Below are 17,320 nucleotides of genomic sequence, written 5' to 3'. Positions count from 1 at the left end.
AGTGATCTGTTCAACGCACCCTAAGCACAGATGATAACCGAGAAAAGCGAGAGTTGATTGCGGGTCGAATTGCCGTTGCGACAGGTCAGGGCAGTTTGTCTGCCAGTTCTGACAGGATTTGCGCAAGCTCGCGCGGGTGCGAGAAGAACGGGGAATGCGAACTGTCGATGGTGCGGCGCATATCTTCGGGGATAAGGGCGCTCATAGTTGCTTGGTATTCGGGTGGTATAGTGTGATCGTCCGTGGTGCGGATATACGCCTTGGGCACATTGTCGAAATTCGCACCGGTCGGAAGGGGCGTTTCTTGTGGACGAATGGCCTGAGGGCAAAGGCGCGCATAGGCGTAAGGCAGGATGTCGTCGGGGCAATCATGGTAGAACAGCTGGGGAATAGCCTCGGCAGATACAGTGTATGACAGCCCGTCGGTGGATTTTTCGACCGCATGGGCGATGGTCTGCCTTGGGCCAAGCCTGCGCATATCTGCCATGGTCAGGCCGTCTTTGGGCACATAGGCGCACAGATAGATCAGCGCGCGCATGGCATCGGGTTGCGCTTCGGCGGCGGCGCTGATCGGGTAGCCGCCCCAGGAATGGCCAACGAGGATTGTATCTGATGTGCTGGCATGCAGCACGGCGTCGCGGCAACTGTCCAGCGTGACCTCGGCTACGGGCGTGGGGTCCGCACCATGGCTGGGCATGTCGATGGCTTTGGCAGAATGCCCCAGAGTTTCAAGCGCGGGTATCAGGTCGCGCCAGCACCATGCACCGTGGCAAGAGCCGTGGACCAACAGGAAAGACGCCATTGCCGTTCTCCTTCAGATATGTCCGATTTCGGTCAGAAAATCAGTCAGGATCTCTGCATATTCCGCTGGCTTTTCAACGCAGGGCAAATGCCCTGCCCGGCGGATCAGCCGGAACCGGGATCCCGGGATCAGATCGACGGTCTCTCGCACCAGATCGGGGGGCGTCGATCCGTCTTCGCTGCCTGCAATGCCCAAGGTCGGGAGGCGCAGCCCACTCGTTGGGGTATAGAAATCGGTGCCTGCAATGGCCGAGCAGCAGCCCAGATACCCTTCAGCCGGTTGGCCCACCATCATGTCGCGCCAAGGCAGGTGGTTTTGTGCGGCGCGGAAATCACGCGAAAACCAACGTTCCATCGTTGCGTCGGCCAATGCTTCGATCCCGTCCTTGCGCACGGCCTTGATCCGATCCTGCCAGACCGAAGGGGTGGCAATTTTGGCGGCAGTGTTTGATAGAACCAGACCACGAATCTGGTCCATGCGTTTGACGGCAAGCCCTTGTGCAATCATCCCGCCAATGGACAGACCAACGAAGACGCAATCGCGGACCTGCAGGTGATCCAGCAATGCCTCTGCATCGCGTATCAATGCGCCCATCGAATACGGCGCAGGCGGCACCGAGGACCGCCCGTGACCACGTTTGTCGTATCGGATGATGCGCAGCTCTGCTGGCAGATGTGGCAGTACAGCGTCCCACAAGTGCAGGTTGGTTCCTAGGGAATTGGCAAAGACTAACGGCGCACCGTCTGTTGGGCCGTCGATGCGGTAATTCAATTTCACGTCGCCCAGATCAGCGATCTTCATGACTGGCTTCCTTGTCGCCATGACCTTTTGGGGTGCAACATGCACATCTTGTGCAGCCCTGTCAGGTCAGGAATTCCAACGCCCTGGAAAATACTGCCGGATCGACATTGCCGCCAGATGCAACAACGATCACGTCATCGCCTTCGATCTGGTCGCCTCGGAACAGGGCCGAGGCCAGAGCCACCGCGCCGCCGGGTTCCAGAACGATCTTGAGGCGCAGAAAGGCCAGGGCCATGGCGCGCAAAGCTTCTTCTTCGGTGACGGATAGGCCCGGACCGCACAGGCGGTTGAGAATCGGAAACGTGATGTCTCCGGGTTGTGGCGTCAGAATGGCGTCGCAGATGTTACCCGAAGCTGCGTTGTTTTTTTCAATCCGTCCTGAGGCCAGCGAGCGTTTGACGTCATCGAACCCCTCTGGCTCACAAGGGCGCGCGCGCAGGTTCGGCGCATGTTTCTCTAGGGCCAGGGCGATGCCCGAGGTCAGGCCGCCCCCGCCGCAACAGACCAGTACGTCTGCCTGAGTGATACCTAAATCCGCGGCCTGACCGGCGATTTCAAGGCCGGTGGTGCCTTGGCCTGCGATAACCAGCGGTTCGTCATAAGGTCGGATCAGGGTCAGTCCGCGCTCCGCCGCGATGGCTTCGCCAATTTCTTCTCGCTTTTCATTCGCACGGTCATAAAGAACAACTTCGGCCCCAAGCGCGCGGGTGTTTTCGATCTTCAACTGTGGGGCGTCCGACGGCATAACGATAACCGAAGAAATGCCGTGCTTTGATGCCGCCATTGCAACGCCTTGTGCGTGGTTGCCCGAGGAATACGCAATCACACCGCGCTGGCGTTCGGCCTCTTTCAGTGCCGAAATGGCCGACCAAGCCCCGCGAAACTTGAAGCTGCCGGTATGTTGCAAACATTCTGGTTTGACCAAAACCCGACGACCGGCAAGCTTGTCGAGAAAGGGCGAAGACAGGATCGGTGTTTTTCGGATGTGTCCGTTTAGCCGTTCTGCTGCGGCCTCGATCATCTCAATTGTGCTCATGCGGCGCTCTTCAATACCTTTTGTATGAGATCCAAGGATTGGGGTTCGTTCAGAAACGGAACATGCCCACGATCAGGAACTTCGGTTGAGATTAGGCCCGGATGGCGGTCGTGCATTTCGGCAACTGTGTCGGCACTCAGAACGTCGGAATTTGCCCCCCGTATTACACCTGTCGGAATCTCGCGCAGGGCTTCAAAGAACATCCACAGATCAGGTGTGGCGCCGCTTGCAGCCTGTTCGATCAGCGCCTTGCGTAGTGCGGGATCGTAGCGTAGCGCCAACCCATCGTCGCGTTTTTCGTACTGAATTTCGGCCTGCATGCGCCAGGTTTCCAGGGAAACGCCGGGGAATTGAGGTTCCATTACCTTTTGCAGAGTCAAAGCGGCCTCATCATAGGTTTGCGCAGTCGGCTGTGCCCCCACATAGGCCATGATCTTGGCGATACCAGACGTTTCAACGACAGGTCCAACATCATTCAGGATCACCCCGGCTAGCCGCTCGGGATGGCTTGCGGCCAGGGCCATGGCGATCAGACCGCCCCGCGAGGTGCCCAGAACAAAAGTCTTCTCGATCCCCAGTACATCCAGCAGTTCGATCGCGTCATGCGATTCACGAAAGATGTTGTAGTTCATGAAGTCGGGATCATAGTCCGAACGACCACGCCCCCTGTAATCCATTGCGATCATGCGCAAGTCAGCCGCATGGGGCGCAAAAAACGAAAAGTCGCGGCTATTTCGGGTCAGGCCAGCCAAACACAAAAGCGGCGTGCCCGTGCCGGTGTCTTCGAAATAGATGCGCATGCCGTCAGTGGTTGTGAAGTCTGACATCAAAGCCCCGCCAGTTTTGGGATCGAAGTCAAATCGGACAGCACATGCGCAGGTGTCCACGGCAGGCGGTCCATCGGTTCGCCAGCCCGATTGACCCAGGCGGTGACAAAGCCGTACCCGCTGGCGCCGGCGGCGTCCCAACCGTTTGAACTGACGAACAACACCTCATCAGGCGCGCAGTTGAACCGTTCCGGTACCAGATCGTAGACCCGGGCATGAGGTTTGAAAACACCAACGCTTTCTACCGACAGAACATCGTCCAGCACATCGCCGATTCCGGCAGATTGCACCGCGCCATTCAGCATTGGCGGCGATCCGTTTGACAGGATTGCCGTTTGCATCCCGCCCTCCTTGAGGGCCTTCAACATGTCGGGCACTTCGGGATAGGCCTGTAACTCCCAATACAAATCAAGCAGGCGTTGGCGCAGCCTTGGGTCGCCTTGCAGGTCAGTGGCGTCTAACGCCCAATCCAACCCGTCCTGTGTCACGTCCCAGAAATCGGCATGTGCATTGGCTACGGCGCGCAGCCATGTGTACTGCAATTGCTTGAGACGCCAATGACCCGCAACCGTGGGCCATTTGTCTTTGAGGGCCTCAAATCCCGGTTCGTCCGCAGCTTGGCGGGCTGCTGCTGCAACGTCAAAAAGTGTTCCGTAAGCGTCGAAGACACAGGTGGTGATCGGCATATGATCCTCCTCTGATCGCGCGCAGGTTGGCACAACAATGAGGGGGGTGAAAGAGCCAAGGGTTTACAAGATCGTATCAGGCCCTAGGGTTGGCCGCTCAATCCTGTAAAACGGCCGGAGGCCACGATGACCGAAATCAAAAAAGGCGACACGGTTCGCATCCACTACACCGGGACGCTGCTGGACGGCCAAACCTTTGACAGCTCAGAGGGGCGCGATCCGTTGGAGTTTGTGGTCGGATCTGGCCAGATAATTCCCGGCTTGGACAGCGCCATGCCCGGCCTGTCCTTAGGGGACAAAAAACGGGTCGAGATTGCTTGCGTGGATGCCTATGGCCCCATTAATCCGGCGATGCGTCAGGAAATTCCGCGCGAAGGCATTCCCGATGACATCCCGCTTGAGCCCGGAACGCAGTTGCAAATGCAGGCTCCGGATGGCCAGGCCGTGCCGGTGACAGTGGTGGGCGCAGACGAGGCGACCGTGACGTTGGACGCTAACCATCCATTGGCGGGTCAGGATCTGGTTTTTGAAATTGAGGTCGTCTCGATCAACTGATGTTCAGTTCGGGCTGGTTTCCCGGCCCGGGATTTACCCGATCAACGTTTCGATCGCCGTACGGACTTGCGGTTGAGTAAAGAAGATAAACGCCAACAGCATACATGTCAGCGTCAACAAAAGGACTCGGGCCCTTTGGCTGAGGAAACCGGGCTTTCTTCGACCGGCTGTTGTGCGCGCATTGTTCGCAATGATTTGATCTAGCTTGCTCATATCAGTTTCCTGCCGCCCAAAGATGGTGAAAACTTGGCGGCGGCAGGGAAAGATATAGTCACATAAAGTCAGGCTGCGGCATGCCCAGAACGTGGAAGCCACCATCAACGCGGATAATCTCGCCCGAGGTGCAGGACCCTGCATCCGAAGTCAGGTAGACAGCGGTTCCACCCACAGCCTCAAGCGTTGCATTTGCCCGCATCGGAGCGTTTTGGTCGCAGAACTTGTAGGTCTTGCGCGCGCCGCCGATGGCCGCACCGGCGAGGGTTTTCATCGGCCCAGGTGAAATCGCGTTCACGCGAATGCCGTCTGGCCCAAGGTCATTGGCCAGATAGCGGGTTGCTGATTCCAGAGCCGCCTTGGCTACACCCATGACGTTGTAATTCGGAACAACACGGTTTGATCCCTGATAGGTCAGGGTCAAAAGTGAACCGCCATTGTCCTTCATCAGCGGGTAGGCGCGCCGCGCCACTTCGATGAAGGAATAGGCCGACACATCCATTGAGTGTTTGAAATTTGCCCGCGTGGTGTTCAGGAAACGGCCCGTCAGTTCGGATTTGTCCGAATAGGCGATGGCGTGGACGACAAAGTCGATGGTTGGCCAGCGCTGGGCCAGTTCATCAAATGCGCGGTCCAGCGATTCGTCATCGGTAACATCCGCATCGACCATAAAATCGCTGCCGAGGCTTTGGGCTAAGGGCTCCAGCCGCTTGCCGAACGCTTCGCCCTGGTAGGTGAATGCCAGTTCGGCACCAGCCTCGTGCATGGCTTTGGCAATGCCCCACGCGATTGAGCGGTCATTGGCCACGCCCATGATCAGGCCGCGTTTACCTTTTAGAAGATCCGACATCACTTTCACCCATTATACTTTGACAGAATCATGGACCCGTTGGTGCCGCCAAAGCCGAAGCTGTTGGTCATGACACTGTCCAATCCTGCGTTTTCAACCACTTCGGTCGCAATTTCACCGGGCAGGATGCCCTCGGCAAGCGTGTCGACGTTGATCGACGGCGTTATGAAATCATTGTCCAGCATCAGCAGGCAGAAGATCGCTTCAAGAGCGCCTGCTGCACCTTGGGCGTGCCCGGTCATCGACTTGGTCGACGAAATCGGTGGCACGTTGCCTTCGCCAAAGATACGGCGCACGGCCTCAACCTCACCCACATCACCAACTGGGGTCGAGGTGCCATGGGCGTTGATGTAGTCCACTTTGCGGCCCTCGGGAAGGGTGCCCAGAGCCAGTCGCATGGCGCGTTCGCCGCCTTCGCCGGACGGAGCCACCATGTCATGGCCATCCGAAGTGGCCGCGTATCCGGTGACTTCGGCATAGATCTTTGCGCCGCGTGCCAGTGCATGCTCCAGCTCTTCCAGAACAACGATGCCGCCGCCGCCGGAAATCACGAAACCGTCGCGGTTTTCGTCAAACGCGCGCGAGGCTTTCTCGGGCGTGTCATTGTATTTCGAGGACATTGCGCCCATGGCGTCGAACAGGCAGGAGAGCGTCCAGTCCAGTTCCTCGCCGCCGCCTGCAAACATCACGTCTTGTTTGCCAAGCATGATTTGTTCTGCAGCGTTGCCGATGCAATGCAGCGAGGTCGAGCAGGCGGATGTGATCGAGTAGTTGATGCCCTTGATCTTGAACGCCGTTGCCAAGTTTGCTGATATTGTCGAGCACATGCATTTCGGCACGGCAAACGGCCCGATCCTCTTGGTCGCGCCGTTTTTCAGAACCGTCTGATGTGCCGTCAGCATGGCGCTGGTGGATGGCCCGCCAGAGCCCGCCACCAGACCGGTGCGTGGGTTCACCACCTGATCTTCACCCAGGCCGGAATCAGCAATCGCCTGGCTCATGGCGATATGGGCATAGGCCGCGCCGGGGCCCATAAAGCGCAGGGTGCGTTTGTCTACATGCTCGGCCACGTCGATTTTGAGCGTCCCGGCGATCTGGCTGCGAAAACCATGTTCGACCATCTGCTCGTTGGCCTCGATCCCGGATTTGCCTGATTTAAGCGAGGCCAGAACCTCTTCGGCATTGTTCCCGATGGAGGAGACAACCCCCAGACCGGTGACGACGACGCGACGCATAAGCGTACTCCTGTATTTCGTTTTCTGTGACGTGTCCGAGAGCTGGGGTCAGCTTTCCGACAGTGCAACCTTCATGTCTTTAACCTGATAAATCACTTCGCCATCGGCTTCGACCCGGCCATCCGCCACACCCATGGTCAGACGGCGGGTCTGAACGGCTTTGGTGAAGTCGACGTAATATGTCAGCATTTTGCGGTCGGGGCGGACCATTCCGGTCAATTTAACTTCGCCTACGCCCAGCGCATACCCACGTCCTTGCCAGCCGCGCCACCCCAGATTGAAACCGGTGAGCTGCCACAGGCCGTCCAGACCCAGACAGCCCGGCATGATCGGGTTGCCGGGGAAGTGACAGTCAAAGAACCAAAGATCCGGCGTAATATCAAACTCGGCCACCACATGGCCTTTGCCATGCGCGCCACCATCGCCCGAGATGTCGGTGATCCGATCCATCATCAGCATCGGCGGGGCGGGTAATTGTGCGTTGCCGGGGCCGAATAATTCGCCGCGGGCGCATTTCAGCAGATCATCTTTGTCAAAACTGCTAGGGAACTGGGCCATTCTGCCGCCTTTCCTGCCGAGGGTCTGTCTTTATATCTGGCCTCGTCTATCACCCGTTTGCAAGGTCCTGCAAGAGTGGTGCGCCACATCATATTGTGCGTATACCCATCTTTGCGAATGAATTTCATTTGAAATTCCCAACTATGCGCCCCTATATATAAAAGCAGCAACTATGGGTATCGGACAGATGACACCTCAGAGCCAGGAAATAGCAACGGGTTGGCTGGTGAATGCCGGCTTGCGGCCGACGCGTCAGCGTGTGGCGCTTGCTGAGCTTTTGGTGGGCGATGGCCGTCATCGCCATGTGACTGCAGAAAGCCTGTTTGAATCCGCTAAAGCAAACGGTGATGCCGTTTCCCTTGCAACGGTCTACAACACCCTTCGTGCCTTTTGCGATGCAGGTGTTCTGCAGGAAATTACCGTGGATGGATCGAAAAGCTATTTCGACACCAATACCTACGATCACCCCCATTTTTTTTGGGAAGACGAGGCCCGTCTGAGTGATGCGCCCTCGGATCAGCTGGTGATTCATCGCTTGCCCGAGGCGCCCGAAGGGGTCGAGATCGCGTCAGTCGACGTAGTGATCCGACTGCGCAAGAAATAGGGCTTCAATCCTGCTTCAAACGATTTGTTAGAACGTGTTCGGCCTGATCAATAACCGGGTCGGCGGGTCCTGTGCCGTGGCGCGCCAATACAACAGACTCTGCGGCATCCGGGTCGGTGATTGGAATACCGATTAGATGCCGGTTGTCATAGCTGACAGGACTAGGCGGGCTGGCATAGCTGATTCCGATTCCTTCTCCATGAGCAGCAAGGCTGCGCTGAATTTCAAGTGACGCTGCACGGTGCGCGACTGTTGGGCGCAGACCTTTGCGACGAAACAGGCCGAGGATATGTTGCGCCGAAAGCCCTTCGGTTGACAAGATCAAGGGGTGGGGCGCGACGTCTGCCAGGGTAACACCATTCGTTGATGCCAACGGATAGTCCGGGGACATCAAAGCTTTTGGTCTGCTGTCAAATAGTTTTGCACGGGCGAACCCGGCATCCATGGTCAGATCATATGTGACCGAAATGTCGATCTGTCCGGCGATCATGCCATTCAACAACCCTTGGAAGGACGCGGCGACATAGCTGATCGCGAGATTTGGAAAAGCAACGCGCAATTGATGCAGGGCTGGGGCCAGCAGAAACGGGGCGAGATCCGTGAAACACCCCAACCGCAATTGAGTCATCCCCGGTGTGGGGGTTTCAGACGTTTCGATTCGGGCTGCGTCATTCAACAATGCCTCGGCCTGTTCGATAAACCTGCGCCCCTGTGGGGTCAGAGCCATGGCTGCACCCCGGCGGCGGGAGAACAGCGGATGGCCAATATGTTCTTCAACACGTGTCAGCGCAGTAGACAGGGCGGGTTGCGACACATTCAGGTGCTGCGCCGCCGCCGAGAGGCTGCCATGGCGCCCGATAGCGCAGACGTATTCGTATTGGCGAAGTGAAATATATAACATGAAGTTATTTATAACTTCGAAAGATATGATTTGAACAGAATGCATGTTCGGATCAAAACCGGGACATAGCCAAAGGAGACCCGGATGCCTCACCCACTTGTTTCTCAAGCGATGATCGATACCTATCAGCAAGATGGCGTTGTCCTGATCAAGGGATTGTTCGCTGATTATGTCGATCAACTGCGCGACGGCGTGGCGGCAAATATGGCTGAGCCCGGCCCTTATGCGTCTGAAAACAAGAAGTCCGGCGAAACAGGGCGTTTCTTTGATGATTATTGCAATTGGACCCGGATTCCCCAGTTCCGTGAGGTCATCGAAAAGTCGCCCGCCGCCGAGGTCGCAGCTGATCTGATGCAATCGCAAAGCGTTCAGATGTTCCACGATCACGTGCTGGTCAAAGAGCCAGGCACATCGATGGCCACCCCCTGGCATCAGGACGGGCCGTATTACTTCGTCGAAGGTCAGCAAACCATCAGCTTCTGGTCTCCACTGGACACGGTGCGGCAGGCAACGCTGCGCTGTGTCGCCGGATCGCATCAATGGGAGAAAGAAGTTCTACCGACCCGTTGGGTGTCAGAGGAGGGGTTCTTCCCGGATGAAGGCCAGTACATTCCCGTCCCGGACCCAGATGCCGAAGGCATGAGGGTTGTTGAATTCGAAATGGAGCCTGGTGATGCCGTGGCGTTCAACTATCGCACGTTGCACGGCGCGCGAGGCAACCAGTCGGACAGCCGTCGCCGTGCATTCTCGCTGCGCCTAGTCGGGGATGACGCGCGTTACGTTGAACGCCCGGGCCGGACCTCGCCCCCGTTCCCCGGTCACGACATGACGCCGGGTCAGCGCCTGCGCGAGGATTGGTTCCCTATGCTGTTGCAACGCTGAAGAGCCTCAGAACCACTGACCTGATTCGATCAAACCCAAATCCAGGAGCTGGCGGGACTGCCATTTAAACGGCACCGAGTTTCGCCAGCGAAAACTGGGAATATCGAATGTGGAGCCTGCATTTTTCTTCAAGGCTTTTGCCGCCCGAAAAGAGCATATGGCCGCAGTCATGTTGTGATGCCAGGGGCAGGAATAGGTGTTGTATTCCGGTTCATTGAACGTGTGGTCAGGCTGTAGCACCAAACCTTTTTTCGATTTGAACAGGGCAATCCGATCGATACGGCGGCGCTCGTATGGAATGTACTCTTCAAAGCGCCAGCGCAAACCGCCCGAGATATCCACCTGGCGATCCAACGGTTGGCCGCTTGGGTCGTGGCGGGTATGGGCATAATAGCCCGTGCTGTCGAACAGTGCCTGATCGGGAGCGACTCCGTTGGGAAAAGCGCTCAGATCATCAGCATAAAGGTCGATGACATAGCTGAGCATGGCATGGCGCCGTTCTTCGCTGTGAAAGACCAGCATTTCGCCGACGCTACGTGTTTCGCAGAAGGGAAAGAATAAGTATTCGGCGTTGTAACAGTAATACATCCAAAGGCCGGGCGCGGCCTGTATAATCCTGTTTATGGTGTCAAACACCACGGTACGGGGCGTGCATTTCAGCGTGATCCGATGCACGTGATCGGCCAGTTCCGGGTCGAGAGCGAGGTTCTGAGGCATAAACACAAGCACTGACTTGAACCCCAACCTCAGGTGATGCCGCACGGTGCTGTCCAGCTCGACTTCGTCTTCGGCAAAAATCAATGCGATGGGCCCTATGGCCAATGCAGTCTGACCCGATTTCAGAAAATGGTCCGGGGATTCGTACTTCATCGCGTGTTTTCGGTTTTGCCTTGCTGGAAAGTCCCGCCAAATTCGGGTAATTGCGCCCGCATTGCAAGCGGCGTTCGAAGCATATAGATGACGCCGGTCCCGCGAATGCAAAGGCCCGATCCATGTCTGAACCGAAGAAGCTGTTTATCAAGACCTATGGCTGTCAGATGAATGTCTATGACAGCGAACGCATGTCCGAGGCTTTGGGCGGGCAGGGCTATGTTGAAACCAAAACGCCCGATGATGCGGACATGATCCTGCTGAATACCTGCCACATTCGCGAAAAGGCCGCGGAAAAGGTGTATTCCGAACTGGGTCGGTTCAAGGGTCTGAAGGCCGAGAAGCCGGATCTGAAAATCGGCGTTGCGGGTTGTGTCGCGCAGGCCGAGGGTGAAGAGATCTTGCGCCGCCAGCCTCTGGTCGATCTGGTCGTTGGCCCGCAAAGCTATCATCGCTTGCCAGAGATGGAGGCCAAGACACGCGCCGGCGAAAAGGCGCTGGATACGGATTTTCCCGAAGAGGACAAGTTCGAGAAGCTAAAGAACCGCCCCAAGGCCAAGCGAGGCCCGACGGCGTTTCTGACTGTTCAGGAAGGCTGTGACAAGTTCTGCGCCTTCTGCGTCGTGCCCTATACACGTGGTGCTGAGGTCAGCCGCCCGGCTGATCGCATTATTCGCGAAGCGCATGATCTGGTCGAGCGCGGCGTGCGCGAGATCACTCTGCTGGGGCAGAATGTGAATGCCTATCACGGCGCGGGCCCGAACGGGGACATGACTTTGGCCGGTCTGATCTGGGAGTTGAACAAGGTCGACGGGTTAGAGAGGATTCGCTTTACTACCTCACACCCCAACGACATGGCCGATGATCTGATCGAGGCACATGGCACCTGCGACAAGCTGATGCCTTACCTGCACTTGCCGGTGCAGTCGGGCTCGGACCGCATTCTCAAGCGGATGAATCGCAGCCATACAGCCGAAAGCTATCTGCGTCTGATCGAAAGAATTCGCGCGGCGCGCCCGGATATTGTGATGTCCGGCGACTTTATCGTCGGTTTCCCCGAAGAGACGGAAGAGGACTTCCAGGCGACTATGGATTTGGTCGAAGCGGTCAAATACGGCTACGCATATTCGTTCAAATACTCGACCCGCCCCGGAACGCCAGCGGCCGAACGGTCGCAAGTGGACCCCGCGGCGGCGGATGAACGGTTGCAAAGGCTTCAAGCACTGATCACTCGGCATCAGCGGGAAATTCAGGATGCCATGGTGGGCCGTACTGTGCGTGTTCTGTTCGAAAAGCCGGGCCGCCTGCCCGGACAGATGGTCGGAAAATCCGAGTATCTTCATTCGGTTCACGTAAAAGGTCCCGAGATCGCGATTGGAGATTTGAAAGAAGTTCGGATCACCAAGTCGGGTGCAAATTCACTGGCAGGTGAGTTGCTGTAGATCGTCAAATATCCACCAACCAGCCACCATAATTGGTGTTTGTTTCCAAAATTTACCCTTGATTTATCGCTGGGAACTATGTTCGGAGAAGGGCCAAGTTTTTCCGGGCGTGAAGTTTTGCGTGCAAAAAACGGTTTTAGGCCAATCTTGCGGCCGGAGTTATGGAGGCACGAGTGACGACCCTTACGAACTTCAGGATTTCAAAACTTGGCAGAACATTGCCTGCGGCATCGGTTGCCACTCTTCTTGCCAGTGCGACAATAGCAGGTGATCTGAAGGAAACTGTGACGGAACCCGAAGTGATCAGCCCGTCCAGATTCGGCAGCGACGTCAGCGCATTCTATCTGGGTTTGGCCGGTGGGTATGGCGCGGGTGGCGATGATCGTTTCGGCCTCAGGACACCCGCCGGATTGTTCGATATCGGCGAACAGGATTTGTCCGGCTCTTACGGAGAGATTCGTGGAGGCTGGCGCGGCATCCTGCCCGCCAGAGGTGGCCGTGATTACGTATATGGCTTTGAAATCGGGTATCAGCTCGGATCCTTCGATGACAGTGTCGGTGCCCGGATTGGAGGTTTCGATGTTCAGGGTGGGACCGAGGTGTCAGATGTGCTGGCGATCCGGTTTAGAAATGGTCTGACCAACCGCAGCGGACGAATCCTGTACTTTGTCAGCATCGGCTATTTGTGGGGTGACGTTGACACGACCAACAGCATCACATCAGGCAGTTCGACGCAGAATTTCGCGGTTACTGATCGGCGGAACGGATACTCGGCCAGCATCGGGGCCGAACATAAACTGAGCGACAGCTGGTCGATTACCGGTGAATACGAATACGTCCAATTCGACTCGAAAACCATTGCGTTCAGCTCGGGGTTTTCCACTAAGTCGACACCTAAATATGGCGGCCTGAGATTTGGGCTGAACTACACCTTTTGATGTAGACCCGAACGGCATATTTCGGCTGTTTTGTCATCCAAGCACTAATTTTTGAAACTGTGGCTTGCGCCCACCGAGTTTTGTTGTCTACGCTCAGGGTGAACAGCCAAGACAGGAGAACGGATTGGCCATCGGTGCCCTGACCCCACCGCAAGATGAAATGCCCCAGCGCGAGGCGTTTGTAGAATTTCCCGACAACCGATTGTTGATTGACCTGTGTGGTGAATATGACCGCAATCTGACGGATATTGAAAGCAAGCTTTCCGTCCAGATTGTACGTCGTGGCAATCAGCTTGTTGTCATGGGGGATGAAGATGCTCAGAAACACGCCGTGGAGGTTCTGCAGTCGCTCTATACTCGCCTGGAAGGTGGGCGCGAGGTAGAGGCTGCGGATGTAGATCGCGAGCTCCGCATGGGGGCCTCGGAACAAGGCACTGGCTCCCGCGACGGCGATCAGCTTGAAATGTTCAAGGGCGGATCGGTCGAGATCAAGACCCGCAAGAAACTGGTTGAACCGCGCACGGATGCCCAAAAGGCCTATGTTCAGTCGCTCTTCCAGAACGAGTTGGCCTTTGGCATTGGTCCTGCGGGAACGGGGAAAACGTATCTGGCGGTGGCTGTGGGTGTTTCGATGTTCATCGGCGGCCACGTGGATCGAATCATCCTGAGCCGCCCAGCGGTCGAAGCGGGTGAAAAGCTGGGCTACTTGCCCGGTGACATGAAGGACAAGGTCGATCCGTATATGCAGCCGCTCTATGATGCGCTGAACGACTTCTTGCCGGGCAAGCAACTGGCCAAGCTGATTGAGGAAAAACGAATCGAAATCGCTCCGCTGGCATTCATGCGCGGTCGAACGCTGGCGAACGCCTTTGTGGTTCTGGACGAGGCGCAGAATGCGACGACCATGCAGATGAAGATGTTCCTGACCCGTTTGGGTGAGGGTAGTCGTATGGTGATTACCGGCGACAGGTCGCAAGTTGATCTGCCGCGCGGGGTGCAGTCAGGCTTGGCGGATGCTGAAAGGTTGTTGAAAACGATACCAAATATCAGCTTCAACTACTTCACCTCAAAAGACGTCGTTCGTCACCCGCTTGTCGCCGCCATCATCGAAGCGTATGAGGCCGATGCGGGCCGCGATACCAGTTGAGTGCAAGGCCCTTTGCAAGGGCTGATGTGCGGTAAGATGAAGCTGGAACTCACTGTCGAAGACAATCGGTGGCAAGGTCTTGAGGCTTTGTCGCATAAGGCGATTTCTGCTGTTTTGACGTTTGTCGAGCTGGACTCTGAGGTCTGTGAAGTTAGCGTTCTGGGCTGCGACGATGCGCGGATCGCAGACCTGAATACAGAGTTTCGCGGCAAGCCAAGTGCCACCAATGTTCTGAGTTGGCCAGCCGAGGATCTGGCCCCGGAAGAGCCGGGTCAGGAGCCGGTTTCACCGGAGCCGGACTTTACAGGTGAAATCCCCTTAGGTGATATCGCGATTTCTTTCGACACCTGCGCGCGTGAGGCGGCGGAGGCTGGGAAGGCGATGGACGATCACGTGATCCATTTGCTTGTTCACGGAACGTTGCATTTACTGGGGTATGATCACATTCGTGATCCTGATGCCACCCTGATGGAAGGGATTGAGGTCGAGATACTTGGCAAATTAGGTATCGATGACCCATATAAGGTATGAAGGGGTCAGATGACCCGATCAGTTGGAACAGGATAATGGGCGAGACAGACGGCAGTTCTAGGGCGGCGCACAGCGCGCAACCACAGGACAGCAGCAATGCGACCGAAGAGAAAAGCGGTTTCTTTTCAAGGATCATAGATGCGTTTTCGGGTGATGAGTCCCAACCGCAACCGGTGTTGAACGGGCAGGATGCAACGGTACCCCAATCCCGAGGGATGATTAACCTGCGTCGGATGCGCGTGGAAGATGTCGCCATTCCTACGGCAGAAATCATTTCCGTCCCTTCGACGATCTCCAAGGACGAGCTGGCGGATGTCTTTCGCGAAAGCGGGCTTTCCAGAATCCCGGTCTATGAAGGTACCCTGGATACGCCGCTGGGGTTCGTCCACCTCAAAGACTTTGCCTTGACTCATGGGTTCAATGGCGGAGGTAGCAACTTTGATCTCGTTTCGATGCTGCGCACGCTGCTTTTCGTGCCGCCTTCAATGCCGATCGGCGTCCTGCTGACCAAAATGCAGACGGAGCGACGCCATATGGCGTTGGTGATCGATGAGTACGGTGGCGTTGATGGCCTGTTGACCATCGAGGACCTGATCGAGCAGGTCGTAGGTGAAATCGCAGACGAACATGATGCAGATGAAGATCAGCTTTGGGTGCAAGAGAAGCCCGGTTGTTATGTCGTTCAGGCCCGTGTCCCTCTTGAGGATTTCGAGGCCGAGATTGGCCGCTCGTTGACCAGCCATGAAGACGTGGATGAAGAAGAAATCGATACTCTGGGCGGCTTGGTGTTCATGCTGTCGGGCCGTGTGCCCGCACGGGGAGAGGTTGTGATCCACCCTGAAGGACCGGAATTTGAAGTCATCGACGCCGATCCGCGACGTATAAAAAGGCTTCGCGTCATGCTGCCGGATATCGCTGCATGACCCCCACGCGGGGCTGGCCTTTCCCGCTGAGGTTACTGGCCGTCGCCATGCTGGGCGGAGTGGCGGGGTTTGGTTTGGCGCCTTATGGCTATTGGGCACTTACTATCCTGTCTCTGATCCTGATCGTACCGATTTTTCTGGCTAGTGAAACCCGCGCGCGGGCTGGCTGGATAGGTTGGGTCTTTGCGACGGGCTATTTCGCGCATGCGCTTAGTTGGATCATCGAGCCGTTTCAGGTGGACGCGGAACGCCACGCCTGGATGGCACCGTTTGCGCTGTTGTTTATGGCAGGGGGCCTCGCCCTGTTCTGGGCCGTTTCTTTTTGGATGTCTCGCCGCCCGGGCGCGTCACCTTTTCACCAAAGCTTGCTCTTGATCGTTACCCTGTCCTTGGCTGAACTGGCCCGAGGCTACGTGCTAACCGGTTTCCCTTGGGCAGGGGTTTCGCAGGTCTGGATCGATACACCAGTGGCGCAATTGTTGTCTTTGTTCGGGCCGTTTGGGTTAAACGCCCTGACGTTCGCCGCGACCTTCCCAATCGGTTCGGCAATGATGCACCCCAGACCTTTTCGAGGGCTGGTGCAGTCACTGGTATTTACAGCCGGATTGGCCGTCGTCGCGTTAAGCTATGCCGCGATACGGCCAACGGTTCACGACGGACCGCACGTCGTTCGGGTGGTGCAACCAAATGCGCCTCAGCATCAAAAATGGGATCCGGCATACGCCCCTTTGTTCTTTTCAAGGCAGATTGAGTACACCGCCGCCCGACCAGAGCCTGATCTGATCGTTTGGCCTGAAACTGCTGTGCCCGCTTGGCTTGGCAGTGCACAACCGTTTTTAGCCGCGATTGCAGATGCCGCGCAGGGAACCCCGGTTGTACTGGGCATACAGCGCGGAGACGGGCCGAGGATTTTCAACTCGATGATCCAACTTGATGCCAACGGGCAGCAGGCAGGGCTTTATGACAAACACCATCTGGCCCCTTTCGGAGAATATGTTCCTTTCGGCGACCTGTTGGGGCGTTTTGGCATTCACGGAATGGCAGCAACGACAGGCCATGGATTCAGCGCGGGCCCTGGCCCCGAATTGATGGATATGGGAGAGCTGGGGAATGCTCTGCCGCTGATCTGCTACGAAGCCGTTTTTCCACAAGATGTAAACGGTGCATCGGGGCGGGCGGATTTCCTTTTGCAGATCACCAATGATGCCTGGTTCGGAACCCGATCTGGCCCGTATCAGCATATGGTTCAAGCTCGGATGAGGGCGATCGAACAGGGCCTGCCGATGATCCGTTCAGCGAATACTGGTATATCGGCCATGATCGACCCTCTGGGCCGTGTCACGGCCTCTTTGTCTTTGGGCGAGGCCGGATATCTCGATGCCGTCCTTCCATTGCCGCAACAGTCGACTATTTATTCGCGGACAGGAGACAGTGCCGTTCTTGTGATCCTTTTGTTTCTTGGCGCCATCATCCTATTCAGTGCTCGCTTGCGCGAGAACTATTAGAGATTGACCGCACC

General features: G+C 56.7%; 20 protein-coding genes. 9 read left to right on the top strand and 11 right to left on the bottom strand.

Going from position 1 to position 17,320, the window contains the following annotated elements; all coding sequences use genetic code 11:
• Positions 1-85 precede the first annotated feature (85 nt).
• The 5 genes from GS632_RS19535 to GS632_RS19515 all read right to left on the bottom strand — a co-directional run bounded on the left by GS632_RS19535 (position 86) and on the right by GS632_RS19515 (position 4,152).
• A complete protein-coding gene (locus tag GS632_RS19535) occupies positions 86-802 on the bottom strand; it encodes an alpha/beta fold hydrolase (protein WP_171181485.1) in 717 nt (238 codons plus the stop codon).
• A gap of 12 nt (positions 803-814) precedes the next feature.
• Positions 815-1,603: a 3-oxoadipate enol-lactonase gene (gene pcaD / locus GS632_RS19530; RefSeq protein WP_171235377.1), complete on the bottom strand. Its 789-nt coding sequence runs from the start codon at positions 1,601-1,603 to the stop codon at positions 815-817.
• Between the two features lie 61 nt (positions 1,604-1,664).
• Positions 1,665-2,639, bottom strand: a complete 975-nt coding sequence (locus GS632_RS19525) for a threonine/serine dehydratase (RefSeq protein ID WP_171181481.1) — start codon at positions 2,637-2,639, stop codon at positions 1,665-1,667.
• The gene (locus tag GS632_RS19520; RefSeq protein ID WP_171181479.1) at positions 2,636-3,466 is read right to left on the bottom strand and encodes an alpha/beta fold hydrolase; all 831 of its coding nucleotides are present in this window, start codon (positions 3,464-3,466) and stop codon (positions 2,636-2,638) included. The genes GS632_RS19525 and GS632_RS19520 overlap by 4 nt, the downstream gene beginning before the upstream one ends.
• Complete coding sequence (locus GS632_RS19515) at positions 3,466-4,152, bottom strand: haloacid dehalogenase type II (RefSeq protein WP_171181477.1); 687 nt, start codon at positions 4,150-4,152, stop codon at positions 3,466-3,468. The genes GS632_RS19520 and GS632_RS19515 overlap by 1 nt, the downstream gene beginning before the upstream one ends.
• 126 nt (positions 4,153-4,278) lie before the next feature.
• On the opposite strand from GS632_RS19515, the gene GS632_RS19510 reads away from it, so the two are divergent.
• Positions 4,279-4,707, top strand: coding sequence for a peptidylprolyl isomerase (locus tag GS632_RS19510; protein WP_171721911.1), 429 nt, complete (start codon positions 4,279-4,281; stop codon positions 4,705-4,707).
• A 33-nt stretch (positions 4,708-4,740) separates the two neighbouring features.
• On the opposite strand, the gene GS632_RS19505 is transcribed toward GS632_RS19510, so the two are convergent.
• Genes GS632_RS19505 through fabA form a run of 4 tightly spaced genes read right to left on the bottom strand, consistent with a single transcriptional unit; the run spans position 4,741 to position 7,563 of the window.
• Positions 4,741-4,920: a hypothetical protein gene (locus GS632_RS19505; RefSeq protein WP_171181473.1), complete on the bottom strand. Its 180-nt coding sequence runs from the start codon at positions 4,918-4,920 to the stop codon at positions 4,741-4,743.
• 58 nt (positions 4,921-4,978) lie between these two features.
• The gene (locus tag GS632_RS19500) at positions 4,979-5,770 is read right to left on the bottom strand and encodes an enoyl-ACP reductase (protein ID WP_171181471.1); all 792 of its coding nucleotides are present in this window, start codon (positions 5,768-5,770) and stop codon (positions 4,979-4,981) included.
• Positions 5,771-5,775: 5 nt separating this feature from the next.
• Positions 5,776-7,005: a beta-ketoacyl-ACP synthase I gene (fabB, locus tag GS632_RS19495; RefSeq protein WP_171181469.1), complete on the bottom strand. Its 1,230-nt coding sequence runs from the start codon at positions 7,003-7,005 to the stop codon at positions 5,776-5,778.
• A 48-nt stretch (positions 7,006-7,053) separates the two neighbouring features.
• Positions 7,054-7,563, bottom strand: coding sequence for a bifunctional 3-hydroxydecanoyl-ACP dehydratase/trans-2-decenoyl-ACP isomerase (gene fabA, locus GS632_RS19490; protein WP_093964585.1), 510 nt, complete (start codon positions 7,561-7,563; stop codon positions 7,054-7,056).
• A 187-nt stretch (positions 7,564-7,750) separates the two neighbouring features.
• Between fabA and irrA the strand changes: the two genes are divergently transcribed.
• A complete protein-coding gene (gene irrA / locus GS632_RS19485; RefSeq protein ID WP_171181570.1) occupies positions 7,751-8,167 on the top strand; it encodes an iron response transcriptional regulator IrrA in 417 nt (138 codons plus the stop codon).
• 4 nt (positions 8,168-8,171) lie between these two features.
• Here irrA and GS632_RS19480 read toward each other — a convergent pair whose 3' ends face one another.
• A complete protein-coding gene (locus GS632_RS19480; RefSeq protein ID WP_171721912.1) occupies positions 8,172-9,068 on the bottom strand; it encodes a LysR family transcriptional regulator in 897 nt (298 codons plus the stop codon).
• Between the two features lie 84 nt (positions 9,069-9,152).
• Between GS632_RS19480 and GS632_RS19475 the strand changes: the two genes are divergently transcribed.
• Positions 9,153-9,950 (top strand): phytanoyl-CoA dioxygenase family protein, encoded by a 798-nt coding sequence (locus GS632_RS19475; RefSeq protein WP_171181465.1) that lies wholly within the window; start codon positions 9,153-9,155, stop codon positions 9,948-9,950.
• Between the two features lie 6 nt (positions 9,951-9,956).
• Here the strand turns inward: GS632_RS19475 and GS632_RS19470 are convergent, their stop codons facing one another.
• Positions 9,957-10,820 carry a glycosyltransferase family 2 protein gene (locus GS632_RS19470; RefSeq protein ID WP_171181463.1) on the bottom strand — a complete coding sequence of 288 codons (864 nt, stop codon included), beginning with the start codon at positions 10,818-10,820 and terminating at the stop codon, positions 9,957-9,959.
• A 122-nt stretch (positions 10,821-10,942) separates the two neighbouring features.
• On the opposite strand from GS632_RS19470, the gene miaB reads away from it, so the two are divergent.
• The 6 genes from miaB to lnt all read left to right on the top strand — a co-directional run bounded on the left by miaB (position 10,943) and on the right by lnt (position 17,306).
• Positions 10,943-12,262 (top strand): tRNA (N6-isopentenyl adenosine(37)-C2)-methylthiotransferase MiaB, encoded by a 1,320-nt coding sequence (miaB, locus tag GS632_RS19465; protein WP_171181461.1) that lies wholly within the window; start codon positions 10,943-10,945, stop codon positions 12,260-12,262.
• A 173-nt stretch (positions 12,263-12,435) separates the two neighbouring features.
• The gene (locus GS632_RS19460) at positions 12,436-13,200 is read left to right on the top strand and encodes an outer membrane beta-barrel protein (RefSeq protein WP_348540065.1); all 765 of its coding nucleotides are present in this window, start codon (positions 12,436-12,438) and stop codon (positions 13,198-13,200) included.
• Between the two features lie 124 nt (positions 13,201-13,324).
• Positions 13,325-14,347 carry a PhoH family protein gene (locus GS632_RS19455; RefSeq protein WP_171181457.1) on the top strand — a complete coding sequence of 341 codons (1,023 nt, stop codon included), beginning with the start codon at positions 13,325-13,327 and terminating at the stop codon, positions 14,345-14,347.
• A gap of 36 nt (positions 14,348-14,383) precedes the next feature.
• Complete coding sequence (ybeY, locus tag GS632_RS19450) at positions 14,384-14,878, top strand: rRNA maturation RNase YbeY (RefSeq protein WP_171181455.1); 495 nt, start codon at positions 14,384-14,386, stop codon at positions 14,876-14,878.
• Positions 14,879-14,913: 35 nt separating this feature from the next.
• On the top strand, positions 14,914-15,801 hold the full coding sequence (locus tag GS632_RS19445; protein ID WP_171181446.1) for a hemolysin family protein: 888 nt from the start codon (positions 14,914-14,916) through the stop codon (positions 15,799-15,801).
• The gene (lnt, locus tag GS632_RS19440) at positions 15,798-17,306 is read left to right on the top strand and encodes an apolipoprotein N-acyltransferase (RefSeq protein WP_171181445.1); all 1,509 of its coding nucleotides are present in this window, start codon (positions 15,798-15,800) and stop codon (positions 17,304-17,306) included. Before GS632_RS19445 ends, lnt begins: the two co-directional genes overlap by 4 nt.
• Positions 17,307-17,320: the final 14 nt, after the last annotated feature.

Source organism: Ruegeria sp. HKCCD7296, assembly GCF_013110775.1.
In the GTDB taxonomy this organism is placed as follows: domain Bacteria; phylum Pseudomonadota; class Alphaproteobacteria; order Rhodobacterales; family Rhodobacteraceae; genus Ruegeria.
This window is presented reverse-complemented; position numbering and strand designations above follow the sequence as displayed.

Excerpts from the sequence above, each read along its gene's own strand:
- GS632_RS19535 (WP_171181485.1), bottom strand. The coding sequence starts at position 802 with ATGGCGTCTTTCCTGTTGGTCCACGGCTCTTGCCACGGTGCATGGTGC.
- pcaD (WP_171235377.1), bottom strand. The coding sequence starts at position 1,603 with ATGAAGATCGCTGATCTGGGCGACGTGAAATTGAATTACCGCATCGAC.
- GS632_RS19525 (WP_171181481.1), bottom strand. The coding sequence starts at position 2,639 with ATGAGCACAATTGAGATGATCGAGGCCGCAGCAGAACGGCTAAACGGA.
- GS632_RS19520 (WP_171181479.1), bottom strand. The coding sequence starts at position 3,466 with ATGTCAGACTTCACAACCACTGACGGCATGCGCATCTATTTCGAAGAC.
- GS632_RS19515 (WP_171181477.1), bottom strand. The coding sequence starts at position 4,152 with ATGCCGATCACCACCTGTGTCTTCGACGCTTACGGAACACTTTTTGAC.
- GS632_RS19510 (WP_171721911.1), top strand. The coding sequence starts at position 4,279 with ATGACCGAAATCAAAAAAGGCGACACGGTTCGCATCCACTACACCGGG.
- GS632_RS19505 (WP_171181473.1), bottom strand. The coding sequence starts at position 4,920 with ATGAGCAAGCTAGATCAAATCATTGCGAACAATGCGCGCACAACAGCC.
- GS632_RS19500 (WP_171181471.1), bottom strand. The coding sequence starts at position 5,770 with ATGTCGGATCTTCTAAAAGGTAAACGCGGCCTGATCATGGGCGTGGCC.
- fabB (WP_171181469.1), bottom strand. The coding sequence starts at position 7,005 with ATGCGTCGCGTCGTCGTCACCGGTCTGGGGGTTGTCTCCTCCATCGGG.
- fabA (WP_093964585.1), bottom strand. The coding sequence starts at position 7,563 with ATGGCCCAGTTCCCTAGCAGTTTTGACAAAGATGATCTGCTGAAATGC.
- irrA (WP_171181570.1), top strand. The coding sequence starts at position 7,751 with ATGACACCTCAGAGCCAGGAAATAGCAACGGGTTGGCTGGTGAATGCC.
- GS632_RS19480 (WP_171721912.1), bottom strand. The coding sequence starts at position 9,068 with ATGTTATATATTTCACTTCGCCAATACGAATACGTCTGCGCTATCGGG.
- GS632_RS19475 (WP_171181465.1), top strand. The coding sequence starts at position 9,153 with ATGCCTCACCCACTTGTTTCTCAAGCGATGATCGATACCTATCAGCAA.
- GS632_RS19470 (WP_171181463.1), bottom strand. The coding sequence starts at position 10,820 with ATGAAGTACGAATCCCCGGACCATTTTCTGAAATCGGGTCAGACTGCA.
- miaB (WP_171181461.1), top strand. The coding sequence starts at position 10,943 with ATGTCTGAACCGAAGAAGCTGTTTATCAAGACCTATGGCTGTCAGATG.
- ybeY (WP_171181455.1), top strand. The coding sequence starts at position 14,384 with ATGAAGCTGGAACTCACTGTCGAAGACAATCGGTGGCAAGGTCTTGAG.
- GS632_RS19445 (WP_171181446.1), top strand. The coding sequence starts at position 14,914 with ATGGGCGAGACAGACGGCAGTTCTAGGGCGGCGCACAGCGCGCAACCA.
- lnt (WP_171181445.1), top strand. The coding sequence starts at position 15,798 with ATGACCCCCACGCGGGGCTGGCCTTTCCCGCTGAGGTTACTGGCCGTC.